Source organism: Terriglobales bacterium (genome assembly GCA_035567895.1).
Classification (GTDB): domain Bacteria; phylum Acidobacteriota; class Terriglobia; order Terriglobales; family Acidobacteriaceae; genus Gp1-AA112.
The window spans coordinates 82,642-97,372 of sequence record DATMPC010000103.1 but is presented as its reverse complement, the minus strand read 5'-3'; the positions used below and the strand labels follow the sequence as shown (position 1 = coordinate 97,372).

Here is a 14,731-nt window from a genome sequence, read left to right as displayed (position 1 = left end):
CAGCTACTTCAGAAGGGACAGCCGCGATGAAGATTGAAGTGTTCGCCGACGAACAAGCCACTGCCCAAGCCGCCGCGAAGGCTATCGCTGCCGAAGCCCGGTCCGCTGTCGCAGCACGCGGTCGCTTCGTGCTGGCCGTCAGCGGCGGTCGTACTCCGTGGATCATGCTGCGTGCCCTGGCCAATGAAGAACTCCTATGGCAGAGCATTCACGTAGTACAGGTCGACGAACGAGTCGCGCCACTGGGAGACGCAGATAGGAATCTCACGCATCTGCGAGAGAGTCTTCTCGATCATTCGCCGATTCCGCCGGAGCAGATTCACGCTATGCCGGTGGAATCGCCCAATCTTGGTGTCGCAGCCGGCGAGTACGCCTCGCTTCTCTCTGAGATCGCCGGCTCACCGCCGACGCTCGATCTTGTTCATCTGGGTCTTGGGCCGGACGGACACACTGCCTCGCTGGTGCCCGGGGATCCGGTACTCAACGTGATCGACAAGGACGTAGCTGTGACCGGCGTCTACCAGGGAAGGCTCCGAATGACCTTGACGTACCCAATCATCAATCGCGCCCGGCGGGTTCTGTGGTTGGCCACCGGCAGCGAAAAGGCTGGCCCGCTCGTCCGTCTGCGCGAGGGCGATCCGTCAATACCGGCGGGAAGGGTCTCCCAATCTCAGGCCGTGATTTTCGCGGATCGCGCGGCCACTGCCGGTCCGCGGGTTGAATCGGAACTCTTGCCGGAGAGCTCCAGCAGGGCCAGCACTGATCATTCACTAGTCAAAGAGCCAAAGTGAACGATCCTATCCAAGGGTTGAATACCGACGTGGACGATTCTGAGGGCACCGTTCAGCCGGCGGATTCCGTGCGTCCGCAGCGGCCGACATGGGAACAGGCCGAAGGCAGTCCGCTGCCGCTTGGTGTCACATGGATGGAAGAGGAGCAAGCGTTCAACTTCGCGGTTCACGCCGAGCATGCCGAGAGCGTCACACTGTTGCTCTACGCTCCCACAGATTTGGTGAATCCGCTGCTGGCGTACCGTTTCGACTTCCTGAGGAATAAGTCGGGACGAATCTGGCATTGTCGAATACCTATCGTGAAAATTCGTGAGTGTCGTTATTACGGATATTCCGTTTCGGGAGAGGCTGTGGACAACGTTCACAGCTTTGACCCGCAGAAGGTCTTGCTCGATCCCTATGCTCGGGCTGTTTTCTTTCCATTCGATTTTGATCGCGAATTGGCAATGCGGGAAGGATCAAATGCGGGGCGGGCACCGCTCGGTGTGCTCACGCCTTCTCGTCTCGACTTTCACTGGACAAAAGATCGGTTACAGCACCACGAGTCCGACGCAGTCATTTACGAACTTCACGTGAAGGGCTTCACGAAGAATCCCAACTCTGGCGTAGCTCAATCGCGCGCCGGCACGTACGCAGGGCTGATAGAAAAGATCCCCTATCTGAAAGAACTCGGCATCACCGTTGTCGAGTTGATGCCGGTGTTTCAGCGTGATCCACAAGAGGGCGACTACTGGGGCTACATGCCTCTGAACTTCTTCTCACCGCACGCTCAATACGCCAGTACTCGCGATGACGATCAGCAGCATCTTGAATTCGAGAAAATGGTGGAGGCGTTTCACGAGGCGGGCATCGGAGTTGTGCTTGACGTCGTCTACAACCACACCTGCGAAGGAGATCACCGAGGCCCGATCTACAGCTATAAAGGTATCGATAGTGCCAGCTATTACATGATGTCGTCTGACCCGACAAATCCGTACGCGAATTATTCCGGTACGGGAAATACGTTGAATTTTGGCAGAGGACACGTGCGCAAGATGGTCATGGACAGCTTGCGTTATTGGAAGCAAGAGATGCATATTGACGGTTTCCGATTTGATCTGGCATCGGTGTTCAGCCGCAATGCGGACGGATCCCTCAATTGGGGACACGCTCCGATCTTCGCTGAGATTGCCGGCGACCCGGAGTTGGGCCAGCTACGGTTGATCGCGGAGCCCTGGGATACAGGGGCTTATCAACTTGGCCGCGGATTTCCGGGCATAACCTGGCTGCAGTGGAACGCTCGGTTTCGGGACGATGTCCGCCGTTTCGTCAAAGGTGATCCCGGAATGGTTCCGGATCTGATGCGGCGCATTTATGGAAGCGACGATCTTTTCCCCGACAACCGCGCCGACGCATATCACGCCTACCAGAGCGTAAACTACGTGACTTCTCACGACGGCTTTACCCTCTACGATCTCGTCTCGTACAACCAAAAGCGCAATTGGGCGAATGGCAACAACAACCAGGACGGCATGAACGACAACTACAGTTGGAACTGCGGTCACGAAGGCGACGAAGCTGCGCCGCCTGAAGTGCTGGCACTGCGCCGCAAGCAGGTAAAGAATTTCTGCTGCTTACTCATGCTGTCGAACGGGACTCCTATGTTCCGAGCCGGGGATGAGTTCCTCAACACGCAGTTCGGCAACAACAATCCGTATAACCAGGATAACGAAACGGGATGGCTCGATTGGAGCCAGCTTCGGACAAATCAGGACATCTTCCGTTTCTTCAAGAGCATGATTGCGTTCCGCAAAAGTCATCCGTCACTGAGCCGCAGCAGGTTCTGGCGGGAGGATGTTGTCTGGTACGGAACCGGTCCAATGGCAGACTTGTCGCATGACTCGCGAAGTTTGGCGTTCTGCCTGCACGGCGCTTCTCAAAACGATGACGACATCTACGTGGTGATTAATGCGTTCTGGGAAGAGTTGGAATTCAACGTCCAGGAAGGAAGAGCACAGGAGTGGAAACGAATCGTCGATACAAGTCTGGCCAGTCCCGATGATTTCTCGGACAAAGGTGTGCCTCTGCAAAATGCGACCTACAGAGTGGCGCCGAGGTCCGTCGTTGTCTTACTTCGACAGCGCAGCGGGCACAAGGCTGCCATGAGCTGACTCGCATGCGGAAAAAGCTCATTGCAGCCAATTGGAAGATGCACAAAAAGCCCGACGAGGCTGTGGCCTTCGTTCGCGAATTCACATCGCTGATCTCGGGGCACGAACGCGACGATATCGCTATCCTGCCGCCATTCATTAGTCTCTCGGCCACGCTTGACGCCGTCCGAGGCAGTCAGATCGAGGTCGGAGCGCAAAATATGTACTGGCAAAAGGAGGGCCCCTTCACCGGCGAGATCTGTGGAGCAATGCTGGCAGCAATGGGCTGTCGACAAGTGATCATCGGACACTCCGAACGCCGCAAGTACTTCGGTGAGACCGACATTGACGTAAATCGTAAACTTCGAAGCGCTCTCGAAGAAAAATTGAAAGCGATTGTATGTGTTGGCGAATTACTCGAAGAGCGTGAATCGGGATTAACCGAGCGCGTGCTATCCCGGCAAGTTGCCACCGCCCTGCGCCAGGTCTCCGTCACCGACGCGGACAACTTCTGCTTTGCCTACGAGCCTGTTTGGGCTATCGGCACCGGGAAGACGGCCACTCCAGAAATGGCCGCCGAAGCGCACGCTTTCATTCGCAAGGAAGCAGCGAAAGCCGTCGGCGACGGTGCAGGAACAAGTCTAAGAATCCTCTACGGCGGCAGCGTCAAACCGGAAAACGCTACTGCGTTAATGTCAAAAGAGGAAATCGATGGCGTGTTAGTTGGCGGAGCCAGCCTGGATCCTGGGTCGTTCGCGACGATTGTGAAGTGGTGAAGTCTTGCTCGAGAGGAGCGAAGGTTTATGAGTGGAAAATCGAAGGTCATTATTATAGGAGGTGGGTTCGGTGGTTTATGCGCCGCTCAGGCGCTGAAGTCGGCTCCTGTCGACGTAACCCTGATCGATCGCCGAAACTATCATCTGTTTCAACCTCTGCTGTATCAGGTTGCTACCGGTTCGCTCTCACCCGGCGAGATCGCCGCGCCACTGCGCGGTGTCTTGAGCCATCAAAAAAATACTCGCGTGTTGCTGGGCGACGTCCGCGACATTGATCCTGTATCGAAGCGCGTGCTGCTCGCCGACGGCGCCAGTTTCGACTACGACTCTCTGATTGTCGCGGCCGGCTCGCAAAGCTCCTATTACGGTCACGACGTCTGGCAACAATGGGCTCCGGGCCTGAAGAGTGTGGAAGAAGCGATCAACATCCGGCACAAGATCCTCTACGCATTTGAGGTTGCAGAACGGCTTCCCGATCCTGCCCAACGGCGCGCCTGGCTCACCTTCGTGATCGTGGGAGCAGGACCCACAGGGGTGGAACTGGCGGGGGCTATCGGGGAAATTGCGCGGCAGACGCTGAAGAACGATTTTCGTTCCATACATCCCGAAGAGGCGCAGATCATTTTGCTGGATGGAGCTCCGCGATTGCTCATGTCGTTTCCCGAAGACTTGGCGCGCAAGGCGGAGCGATTCCTCGCGAAGCTCGGCGTCCAAGCGAAGATGGGCACGATGGTTAAGGATGTCGATCGAGACGGAGTAAGCCTTCAGATCAACGGTTCCACAGAGCGCCTCTCCTCGAAGACCGTCATATGGGCTGGCGGTGTCACGGTTTCTCCCTTGGGGAGGACACTGGCCAAACGCACTGGAGCTGAAACCGACCGGGGAGGAAGAATCAAGGTTGGCCCCGACCTTACACTTGTTAATTTTCCGGACATCTACGTCATCGGAGATCTCGCGCTTACTGTCAACAAGAATGGAGAGCCACTCGCCGGCGTCGCGCAAGTTGCGATGCAACAAGGAACGTATGCAGCGAAAGCGATCGTGAGGAAAGTGCGAGGCCAAGCGAAGCCGGAGCCCTTCGAGTATTTCGATAAAGGAAATCTCGCCGTGATTGGTCGGGCGGCCGCAGTTGCCAATGTCTTCGGCGTGCACCTTTCGGGCCTGCCGGCCTGGTTGGTCTGGGTGTTCATCCACCTCATGTACATAGTCGAGTTTCAGAGTCGCATCATCGTTTTCATGAAATGGGCGATCCAGGATCTGACCTTCAGCCGTGGAGCGCGGCTAATTACTGGCGCTGCATCCTCGGATTTCAACTTTGAAAAAGAAATTGCCTCTCAAAAGATGACGCCTATGGTTAAGACCGGGTGACGTCCAGGAAAATGCAAGAGAACAGGGAAGAAAACAGGGGGATTTTTGAATTCGATCTCAAAATCGTCGAATTCTGCCCAAAATCCGCAAATTTTGCTCTGGACCAGCGAATTAACAGAGAGTTCTGTGGATATCTCCCTAACCTACCGTCAACAAAACAGTTGGCGTTATTTCGCGTGAGATTCAAAAAAATAACAGGGAACTACCAGCGAACTGCGCCAGCCATGGACGGTATTCTTCCCCAGCCTTCGCCAAACGCAACTACGCCACCGCAGTCGCGATTCGGCGCACGGCTAACGACAGCATCACGCGAGTCACGCCGCTGATGAGCATGCTTATGCCAACCAGGGTGCCGATCGCCCAGGCGGAACTCGACGGCCATTGCAGGTAGATCATCAGACCCAATAGGAGGGTGACGATCCCATCAATCAGCACCCAGTTTGACCCGCGCATGGAGCGCATCCGAAAAAACAGAACGATGTTCAAGATACCTTCAATCAGGAACAGACACGCGAGCAACAGCGTAAGCGACGCCACACCCAGCACTGGATGCACCAGTAGATAACCACCGAAGCACAGATACGCGATTCCCACTAACAGCTTCCAGATCAGGCTGCCGGCGCCATGAGCGTGGAATGCCAGGATCACGTGGACTACGCCAGCGAAAACGATGAGCCAGGCAATGACAGTGCTGACCGCGATGGCGGCGAGCATGGGCGAGCTGATCGCCAGTATGCCGAAGATAATCAGCAGCGCGCCCCACACGATTGACCAGGTCGAGGCATGCCGCACGATGTCGATGGGAGACTGTTCTGCCATGGAGATCTCCTCACGAAGCGCACTAATCCTATAGGAAAAGACGATTCTCTGAAATCCGGGCGACTTATCTGATGCTTTTCAGAACCGGAGTTTATTGATTTTTCGTTACTCTCCCGAATTAGCTCCGGGGCTCGGGATCGACAGATCCTGCTGCAACGTGAAATCAAGCAGGGTCTCGCTTGGCACCTTCACCTGGTCGCCCTTGGTGATAATTTCCGATCCTGCGCCAAGCCCACCGCCGGCGGCCGCACCGATCGCTGCTCCTTTGCCTCCGCCCGCAATGGCTCCGATAATGGACCCGACCGCCGCTCCGCCGATTGTCCTTTTGGCAGTGCTTGCTCCGCGCGACTTGCCGGTCAATTCATATTCTCCCGTCACCACAGGCACGGTCTGACCATTCACAACAATCCCGGTTAGCTCCAGTTGTAGTTGCGATCTCCCAGTAAACTTCCCTGACTTCTTCGACTCCGCCAGTCGGCCATAGACGTCGCTCCCCTTTGCGGCAATCACGTTACCATCTACCATCAGCGGTTCTTCCAGCGAAGCCTGAAAGCGATCCCCGGGGTGATTCTTGGTGGAATCGATGCCATCAACCGTCCGCACAGAAATCCGCGTTCCCGCCGGGATAGTGACATACACCGGTGGGCTCAAGCTGCTACGCCCCACGGTGTTCGGTTCGCTCGAGAGCGAACTCCGCCGCCGCAGCGTGTCGTTTCGTTCCGTTTCGGAATCGAACTTGAGCGAAACAATGTCAGACAGGTTGTACTTCTGAATCGATGAGCCAACCTGGAAGGTGATTTCAGTATCCGTGCGACTCACGAATTTGCCCTGAATCAGGCTGCCATTCTTTAGCTCCAAAGAATCGGCCGACGCGACTGACGCGGCCAGACACAATGCAACAACCAATCCGTAATTCAGCTTGAACTTCATCATTATCTTTCTCCTCAAAATCTTTCTCCTAAGAGTCCCTGTTTACCTCAGCCGGTTTGAAGCAAGCGCTCCTGATTCTGACTGTAAGTTATGCACTCCCCCGCTCTGTTACAGCAACTGTCCTGCCCGAAGTAGCACTTCAAAAGCGTCAGAATCCAGAAGATCAAGGGACTGCACTACTACATCAGCCGCCAAACGATGACCGTCGCGACTAACGCCGATACTCCGCATGCCAGCATGGCGTGCTCCTTCAATTCCGGCAGCCGCATCCTCCACAACTACACATCGTTCGGGCGGCACGCCGACCCGCGAAGCAGCCACTAAGTACACTTCAGGATCTGGTTTGCCTCGGTGCACATCTTCGGCGGAGGCGATGGCCTGAAAAATATGAGTCGCCGATAGAGCTTCAAGGACTGCATCGATATTCGCGCGTGGAGCTGCCGAGGCAACAGCCTGAAGCCATCCCTGTTTGTGAAGTCGGTCCACCCAATCGCCAACGCCGGGTAGGGGAGAGATTCCGTCTCGGATAATCAGATGACGGTATAACTCCTCTTTGGCTTTTGCGATTTTCTCGATGAGCTCTGGGGTCGCCGCAGTGCCCAGCCATTGCGGGAGGATGGAATCGTTGCGCTGGCCGAACGAGGCAAGAAACTGCTGATGCGTGATGGTGATGCCCTCATCGGCGAGCGCGTTCCGCCAGGAGATCCAGTGGAACTCTTCTGAGTCGATGAGAGTCCCGTCCATATCCCAAAGAACCGCCCGACTAGCGCTCATCTACAGCCTCCAACGCGGATACTTGTTTGATGAAAATGTGCCGCAACGCGATTCCACTCAAGAAAGCTATTGATCTCGCACGATGCGGTGCGGCTCGACCTAAGGTGAGCCGCACCCTTCGCGGGGGCCACTACTCACCCGACCTTTTCGGCGACTTGCGAGAGCGCGTACTCTTCCAGGTGACGCGCGTCGCTGTTGAATTTGCGAATTCCCTCAGCGAGCTTTTCCGTCGCCATTGCGTCCTCGTTGTGCATCCAGCGGAAGGTTTTTTCACTGAGGCGCAGACGCTCATCTTTGCTTGCTTGAGATTTGGCTGGATCGAGTTTGCGTTCTAGAGTTCCCTCCGTCTTCTCCAACTGGTCGAGAAGTTCGGGGCTGATGGTGAGCAAATCGCATCCAGCCAGGCGGACGATCTGATTCACATTGCGGAAACTCGCGCCCATCACCTGGGTCTTGTAACCATATTTCTTGTAGTAGTTGTAGATTCGCGTAACCGACTCAACTCCGGGGTCCTGGTCCGGAGGAATTTCCTTGCCACCACCCTCCTTCTTATACCAATCGTAAATCCGGCCCACGAAAGGCGAGATCAAGGTGACTCCAGCCTCGGCGCATGCGACTGCCTGGGCGAAGCTGAAAAGAAGAGTTAGATTGCAGTGGATGCCTTCTTTCTCCAGCATCGCGGCCGCTTGAATTCCTTCCCATGTGCTGGCGATCTTGATCAGAATGCGTTGGCGCGAAATGCCTTTCTTCTCGTAGAGCGAGATGAGCTTGCGACCCTTGGCGACTGTGGCGGGAGAATCGAAGCTCAGGCTCGCTGCAACTTCCGTGGATACCCGGCCAGGAACTACCTTGAGAATCTCGGATCCGAAGAGCACGAAGAGATGATCGATGAACTCCTCCGCCATTTGTGCATGACTACCGCCGAGCTCCGACGCAACGTCAGCAGCCTCTTCCACTAAGTGCCGGTAAGCAGGCATCTGGGCAGCGTGATAAAGAAGGGAAGGATTGGTTGTGGCGTCCTGCGGACGGTGGCGGGCAATAGCCTCGATATCACCGGTATCCGCTACAACGGTCGTGTATTTCTTCAACGATTCAAACAGCGTCATTGTTTTCTCCTGTTATGCAAGCTCATAGCTGCGGACAGTCACATTCCACTTCTGGCTGTGACCGTAGTGTTTCGAGTTGAGTAACCTTGGCCAGCCGGCGACGATGCCGGTCTGCGCCGCTGAACCGGGCGTTGAGGAAGTTTTGCGTACACTCCCAGGCGATTGCGATGCCCGTAGTCCTGCCTCCGAAGCAAAGTACGTTCAGGTTGTCGTCTTCCACACCCTGACGTGCCGAAAAGTGATCGTGACAGAGCGCGGCTCGAACGCCGACAATTTTGTTGGCAGCCACTGACGCTCCGACGCCACTGCCGCACACGAGAATGCCCCGATCTATCTCCCCGCCGGCCACAGCCCGCGCAAGTGGAATAGCAAAATCCGGATAGTCGTCGCTGGTGTCATAGACCTTGTTGCCAAAATCGACGACATCGTAGCCCTCTTCCTTCAGCAACTTCGCAAGTTGCAGTCTCATTTCGAAACCGCCGTGATCTGCTCCCACGCCTACTTTCACTTTGTGCTCCCGTGCCGGGCGATCTGGCTCTTCGCCGCAGCAACTATCTTGTCCGCACTGAAGCCGAACTTCTTCAACAATTGCTTGAGAGGTGCGGAAGCGCCGAAGCTCTCGATACAAAGGTTATGCCCTTCGGAGCCAGTGTATTTGGACCAGCCAAAATCCGATGCCACTTCTACCGACACGCGCGCTCTCACGCTCGGAGGCAGAACCGATTCTCGGTAGCCCTTATCCTGATCGTCAAACAATTCCCACGACGGCATGCTGACTACTCGCGCCCGCACGCCCTCTTTAGTCAGTTGCTCATATGCCTCGAGGCAGAGTGCAACCTCGCTACCGGTGCCGATGAGGATGACCTCAGGGTCGGCACCGGGGGCATCGGCCAGAGTGTAGGCGCCTCGCGTCAGTCCCGAAGCGGCCGCATATTTCGTTCTGTCGATCGTGGGCACGGCCTGGCGAGTGAGCACCAGTACCGCCGGCCCGTGATGCAGTTGCAGTATGACTTTCCACGCCTCAGTCACCTCATTCGCGTCTGCAGGCCGGATCATAATCAGCCCGGGCATGGAGCGCATGTGGGCAAGTTGCTCGATGGGCTGATGGGTTGGACCGTCCTCACCGACTCCAATCGAGTCGTGCGTGAAGACGTAAATGACAGGAAGCTCCATCAAGGAGCTTAGGCGCAGAGACCCGCGCATGTAATCGACGAAGATGAAAAATCCCGAGCCGAAGGGGCGGACTTTAACCAGACTCATTCCGTTGAGGATGGCGCCCATGGCGTGCTCGCGAATCCCGAAATGAAAATTGCGTCCGGCATAATTGTCTGACGAGAAATCCCCTGCGCCCTCGAACGTGAGGCGGGTCTTCGTAGAAGGTGCTAGGTCTGCTGATCCTCCGATTAACCAGGGGATGTTTTTGGCGGCTGCGTTCAACACCTTTGCTGAAGACTCGCGAGTTGCCAGGCCTTTGGCATCGGCCGGGAACTCAGGCAAGTCACGCTCCCATCCTTCAGGGAGCTGGCGGTGCTGCATCTGGAATAATTCCTTCGCCAGCTCTGGGTACTGCTTGCCATATTCGGCGATTCGCGCGAACCAGGCGTCGCGCAACTGCTGACCCCGCTTTCCGATGCCCTGACGAAAGTGATCGTAGACTCCATCTGGCACGTAGAACTTTTTGTCTTCAGGCCAGCCGTAGTTTCGTTTGGCCAGCCGGATCTCTTCTTCGCCCAGGGGTTCGCCGTGGGCCCCACTAGTGTCCTGTTTATGTGGTGCGCCATAGCCGATGTGGCTGTCCACAATAATTAAGGTAGGGCGACCTTTCGTGCTCTGAAAGTTTCGAAAGGCACGAGCGAGCATGTTGAGGTCGTTTGCATCACCCACCCGCGTCACATTCCAACCGTAGCCAATGAAGCGAGTGGCCACGTCTTCGGTAAAGGCCAGCGATGTGTTGCCCTCGATCGTGATGTGATTGTTGTCGTAAATCCAGCAGAGATTTGAGAGCCCCAGGTGTCCGGCGAGGGAGGCGGCTTCGTGAGAGATGCCTTCCATCATGCATCCATCGCCGCACAAAGCGTAAACGTTGAAGTCGAACAGATCCTCAAAACCCGGGCGGTTGTAGCGCGCGGCCAGCCACTGCCGACCAATCGCCATGCCGACGCTGGTAGAGACACCCTGACCTAGCGGTCCCGTAGTGGTCTCGACGCCCGACGTCCAGCGATATTCAGGATGTCCGGGACAACGGCTATCCAGCTGGCGGAACGCCTTGATGGCATCCAGCGGCACCGATACTTCGCCGAGAGTTTCATAGTCTTTGCTAACGGCTCGCACTTCGGTCAGATGAAGCAGTGAATAGAGCAACATCGACGCGTGCCCGATCGAGAGCACGAAGCGATCGCGGTTGGGCCATACGGGATCTTGCGGATCAAATCGAAGGAACTGCTGCCACAGGCAGTACGCCACCGGCGCTAATGCCATTGGAGTTCCGGGATGCCCTGAATTCGCCGCCTGCACACCATCCATGGACAAGGTGCGGATGGTGTTGATGCTGAGCAAATCCATGTCTTGCTGTGCTCCGGAGGCGCTGCGCGCCGGTTCCCGGAATGGTACGGTGTTGATGTCCTGGGGTGCCTGAGAGATGGGAGTCTCGATGGTTACACTCATACAGATCCTTTCGCTGGTGGCGGTCTAGTGTCGGTTTCGTTCTAAATTCCTAATCGGCAGTTTTGTTACGCAAGCGCCTGGGGCACCGCCTCCTCCCAACGTCCCTGCGCCTTCAGGATTAGTTCCACCACCTCGCGCGCGGTACCCCGCCCCGCAAGCTGGCGAGTGGTGAAGTGGCATACGGCCGCTAACTCAGGTGCCCCGTTGGCTACGCACACTGCCAGTCCGGCTCGCTGCGCCAGAGGAATGTCCGGCAGGTCATCACCCATATAAGCAACCTCGTCTTCCCTCACGCCTGCCTTTTGTACGCACTCTTCGAAAGCCGCCGTCTTCTTCCCCTGTCCCAGATAAACAAAAGTGACCTTCAGCTCTTGAGCACGCTTAGCCACGGCCGGTGAATGTCGGCCGGTGATGAAGCCTGTCTGAATCCCCATGGTGTGGGCAAGCGATAATCCCTGGCCGTCCCGGGAGTTGAACACTTTCATTTCGGAGACGATCGGTTCTCCTAAGCCGTCGGCGATTGTGGCCGAGATCAGGCAGACGCCGCCATCGGTCAGCGTACCGTCTACGTCCATCAGAAAAAGTTTGATCTTACGGGCACGGGCCAATACATCAGGCGAAGCGAGGCACGCAAGACCAGTGTCAGACATAGGCGACGCTCCCGGTTTTTCTTGATGATGGACCCAATCTTGTCATTGATGTCGTAAGCAGACTCATTCACATCGCTCCGGTGATCATCGTTCCGCAATGCGTATTCTGGAATTGCGCTTTCAAGTGTTGCGCTTGGTGGTTGCCCGAGGGTGGCCGATTCCCCGTTGCCAGCCACCCCTCACGCTGTTTCCAACCTAGGAGGTCGGGTGCGGCCACCTCCATTCGGTGATGTCGGGCCGGTCGATGCCGTGCTCGTAAGCGTACTGCTCGCACGCAATTCGCTGGTCGGCAAGTTCTTGGCGAACAGCGGCGGCGGTGGTGCGCAAGCGAGGGATCCGATCGATGGCATCGATGGCCAGGGTGAAGCGGTCGGTCTCGTTGCGGATGGCCAATTCCAGGGGTGTGTTGATGTTGCCGTGCTCCTTGTAGCCGCGCACGTGGAGGTTGTGCTGGCTTGGCCGCCTGTAGGTGAGTCGATGGATCAGCCCCGGGTATCCGTGGAAGGTGAAGATCACCGGCCTGTCCGCCGTGAAGACGGCCTCGAATTCACGGTCCGTCAGCCCGTGCGGGTGTTCGGTGCTGGGCAGCAGCTTAAACAGATCTACGACGTTCACGACACGGATCTTCACATCGGGGATGTGGTGCCGCAGCAGGGCGGTGGCCGCCAAACACTCCACCGTCGGCACGTCGCCGCAGCTTGCCATTACCACGTCGGGCTCTGTCCCCTGGTCGTTGCTGGCCCAGTTCCAGATACCCAGGCCCTTGGTACAGTGGGCGATCGCCGCCTCCATGTCCAGGTACTGCATGTCCTGCGGCTGCTTGTCTGCAACGATGACGTTGATATAGTTTTCGCTGCGGAAGCAGTGATCGCCGACTGAGAGCAGGCAGTTGGCGTCGGGCGGAAGGTAGACGCGCACTATGCTCGGGCTCTTGTTCGCGACCACGTCGAGGAAGCCGGGGTCCTGGTGCGTGAACCCGTTGTGGTCCTGTCGCCAGACCAGGCCACTGACCAGCATGTTGAGCGAGGAGACCTTCGCCCGCCACGGTACCTCGCTGCACTTCTCCAGCCACTTTGCGTGCTGGTTGAACATTGAGTCGAGGAGGTGGACGAACGACTCGTAGCTGTTGATCAGGCCGTGCCGGCCGCTCAGAATGTAGCCCTCCAGCCACCCTTCAAGGGTATGCTCGCTGAGCATCTCCATGACGCGCCCGTCCGGGGCCAGGTGGCCGCCATCGGCGTCCTCCGGGAAATACTCAGCGAGCCAAGCCTTCTCGGTGACCTCGTACACGGCGTCGAGCCTGTTGGACTGCGACTCATCCGGCCCGAAGAGTCGAAAGTTGTTCTTATTCCGCTTCATGATCTCCCGCATCAAGGCACCGAGGAAGCCGGCGTTACCGACCTGGATTGTTCCTGGTTTCTTGACCTCGATGCCGAGGGTGCGGAAGTCCGGCATGTCGAGAGGCTTGCGAAGCAGCCCGCCGTTGGTCACGGGGTTGGCGCTCATCCGTCGAGTTCCCTCAGGCGGCAGCGCTCGCAGTTCCGGGATAAGCCGGCCCGCCTGATCAAAGAGCTTCTCCGGCTCGTAGCTGCGCAGCCATTTTTCCAGCAGTTGCAGGTGAGCAGGGTTGGAGTGGACGTCAGGCAGCGGGATCTGGTGCGCGCGCCAGAAGCCTTCGAGGTATTGTCCGTCCACCTTCCGCGGGGCCGTCCAGCCCTTGGGGGTTCGCAGAATGACCATGGGCCAGCGCGGTCGCGATGGCTTGCCGGTCCGCCGCGCCTCATCCTGGATCTTGCGGATCTCCAGGACGCAGTGTTCCAGGGTCGCGGCCATCGCCTGGTGCATGCTTTCGGGGTCACTGCCCTCCACAAAATGCGGGGTGTACCCGTAGCCGACGAACAGCGCTTCCAGCTCCTCGCGGCTGATGCGGGCCAGCAGTGTGGGGTTGTTGATCTTGTAGCCGTTGAGGTGCAGCACCGGTAGCACCGCCCCGTCGCGGATCGGGTTGAGGAATTTGTTGCTGTGCCAGCTCGTGGCCAGCGGGCCGGTCTCGGCCTCGCCGTCGCCCACCACGGTCAGGGCGATCAGGTCGGGGTGGTCGTAGACCGATCCGTAGGCGTGCGAGATACAGTAGCCCAGCTCGCCGCCCTCGTTGATGCTGCCGGGGGTCTCGGGGGTGGCGTGACTGCCGATCCCTCCCGGGAATGAGAACTGCCGGAAAAAGCGTTGCAGTCCGCGGAGGTCTTCACTCTTGTCCGGGTAGACCTCGGAATATGTCCCCTCGAGGTAGCCCTGGGACAGAACCGAGGGCGCCCCGTGCCCGGGTCCGCAAACGTAGTACGCATTCAGATCGTACTTCTTAATCAGTCGGTTGAAATGGATGTAAGTGAAGGCTTGGCCGGCATCCGAGCCCCAGTGACCCAGCATGCGTGGCTTGACGTGCTCAATCTTGAGCGGCTCACGGAGCAAGGGGTTGTCCTGAAGGTAAAGCATCCCCAGGCAGACGTAGAGGCTGGCACGCCAATAAGCGTCTGTCTTTCTTAATTCCTCGGAGTTCAGGGGCGATCCTTGAACGGTGGATCTCGCCTTTCCATATGCGCTCAAACTTGAAGTGGTTGACGGCTCTTCTGCTACTTCTACGATTTCTTCTACGACTGGGGTCATTTCTTAAGCTCCTTGCTCCCCGCGGTGGAGTCGGAATGGATTTTCGTTTCGTTGCCCAAG

Annotated in this window: 12 protein-coding genes; 4 read left to right on the top strand and 8 right to left on the bottom strand. The window is 57.3% G+C overall.

Translation table 11 applies throughout. The features are described 5' to 3' along the window. The first annotated feature begins 26 nt into the window (after positions 1-26). From pgl to VNX88_21835, 4 genes are read left to right on the top strand one after another with little or no spacing between them, the layout of a single operon-like run. The gene (gene pgl, locus VNX88_21850) at positions 27-791 is read left to right on the top strand and encodes a 6-phosphogluconolactonase (GenBank protein HWY71326.1); all 765 of its coding nucleotides are present in this window, start codon (positions 27-29) and stop codon (positions 789-791) included. After that, entirely contained in the window at positions 788-2,941 is a 2,154-nt protein-coding gene (locus VNX88_21845; GenBank protein ID HWY71325.1) for an isoamylase, read from the top strand. The genes pgl and VNX88_21845 overlap by 4 nt, the downstream gene beginning before the upstream one ends. Before the next feature lie 5 nt (positions 2,942-2,946). Continuing rightward, positions 2,947-3,696, top strand: coding sequence for a triose-phosphate isomerase (gene tpiA / locus VNX88_21840; protein ID HWY71324.1), 750 nt, complete (start codon positions 2,947-2,949; stop codon positions 3,694-3,696). Between the two features lie 27 nt (positions 3,697-3,723). Further along, on the top strand, positions 3,724-5,064 hold the full coding sequence (locus VNX88_21835) for an NAD(P)/FAD-dependent oxidoreductase (GenBank protein HWY71323.1): 1,341 nt from the start codon (positions 3,724-3,726) through the stop codon (positions 5,062-5,064). Positions 5,065-5,325: 261 nt separating this feature from the next. Here VNX88_21835 and VNX88_21830 read toward each other — a convergent pair whose 3' ends face one another. From VNX88_21830 to VNX88_21795, 8 genes are all read right to left on the bottom strand, one after another. Further along, a complete protein-coding gene (locus tag VNX88_21830) occupies positions 5,326-5,883 on the bottom strand; it encodes a DUF308 domain-containing protein (GenBank protein ID HWY71322.1) in 558 nt (185 codons plus the stop codon). 105 nt (positions 5,884-5,988) lie between these two features. Continuing rightward, complete coding sequence (locus VNX88_21825; GenBank protein HWY71321.1) at positions 5,989-6,816, bottom strand: hypothetical protein; 828 nt, start codon at positions 6,814-6,816, stop codon at positions 5,989-5,991. 105 nt (positions 6,817-6,921) lie between these two features. Then, positions 6,922-7,587, bottom strand: coding sequence for an HAD family phosphatase (locus tag VNX88_21820; protein HWY71320.1), 666 nt, complete (start codon positions 7,585-7,587; stop codon positions 6,922-6,924). A gap of 134 nt (positions 7,588-7,721) precedes the next feature. Next, entirely contained in the window at positions 7,722-8,693 is a 972-nt protein-coding gene (tal, locus tag VNX88_21815) for a transaldolase (GenBank protein HWY71319.1), read from the bottom strand. A 22-nt stretch (positions 8,694-8,715) separates the two neighbouring features. Then, a complete protein-coding gene (locus tag VNX88_21810; protein ID HWY71318.1) occupies positions 8,716-9,189 on the bottom strand; it encodes an RpiB/LacA/LacB family sugar-phosphate isomerase in 474 nt (157 codons plus the stop codon). A gap of 8 nt (positions 9,190-9,197) precedes the next feature. After that, on the bottom strand, positions 9,198-11,357 hold the full coding sequence (gene tkt / locus VNX88_21805; GenBank protein HWY71317.1) for a transketolase: 2,160 nt from the start codon (positions 11,355-11,357) through the stop codon (positions 9,198-9,200). A gap of 65 nt (positions 11,358-11,422) precedes the next feature. Next, on the bottom strand, positions 11,423-12,007 hold the full coding sequence (locus VNX88_21800; GenBank protein HWY71316.1) for an HAD hydrolase family protein: 585 nt from the start codon (positions 12,005-12,007) through the stop codon (positions 11,423-11,425). Positions 12,008-12,202: 195 nt separating this feature from the next. Then, positions 12,203-14,671: a phosphoketolase family protein gene (locus VNX88_21795; GenBank protein ID HWY71315.1), complete on the bottom strand. Its 2,469-nt coding sequence runs from the start codon at positions 14,669-14,671 to the stop codon at positions 12,203-12,205. Between the last annotated feature and the right edge of the window lie 60 nt (positions 14,672-14,731).

Coding starts and splice junctions, on each gene's coding strand:
- pgl (HWY71326.1), top strand. CDS start 27: ATGAAGATTGAAGTGTTCGCCGACGAACAAGCCACTGCCCAAGCCGCC.
- tpiA (HWY71324.1), top strand. CDS start 2,947: ATGCGGAAAAAGCTCATTGCAGCCAATTGGAAGATGCACAAAAAGCCC.
- VNX88_21835 (HWY71323.1), top strand. CDS start 3,724: ATGAGTGGAAAATCGAAGGTCATTATTATAGGAGGTGGGTTCGGTGGT.
- VNX88_21830 (HWY71322.1), bottom strand. CDS start 5,883: ATGGCAGAACAGTCTCCCATCGACATCGTGCGGCATGCCTCGACCTGG.
- VNX88_21825 (HWY71321.1), bottom strand. CDS start 6,816: ATGATGAAGTTCAAGCTGAATTACGGATTGGTTGTTGCATTGTGTCTG.
- VNX88_21820 (HWY71320.1), bottom strand. CDS start 7,587: ATGAGCGCTAGTCGGGCGGTTCTTTGGGATATGGACGGGACTCTCATC.
- tal (HWY71319.1), bottom strand. CDS start 8,693: ATGACGCTGTTTGAATCGTTGAAGAAATACACGACCGTTGTAGCGGAT.
- tkt (HWY71317.1), bottom strand. CDS start 11,357: ATGAGTGTAACCATCGAGACTCCCATCTCTCAGGCACCCCAGGACATC.
- VNX88_21800 (HWY71316.1), bottom strand. CDS start 12,007: ATGTCTGACACTGGTCTTGCGTGCCTCGCTTCGCCTGATGTATTGGCC.
- VNX88_21795 (HWY71315.1), bottom strand. CDS start 14,671: ATGACCCCAGTCGTAGAAGAAATCGTAGAAGTAGCAGAAGAGCCGTCA.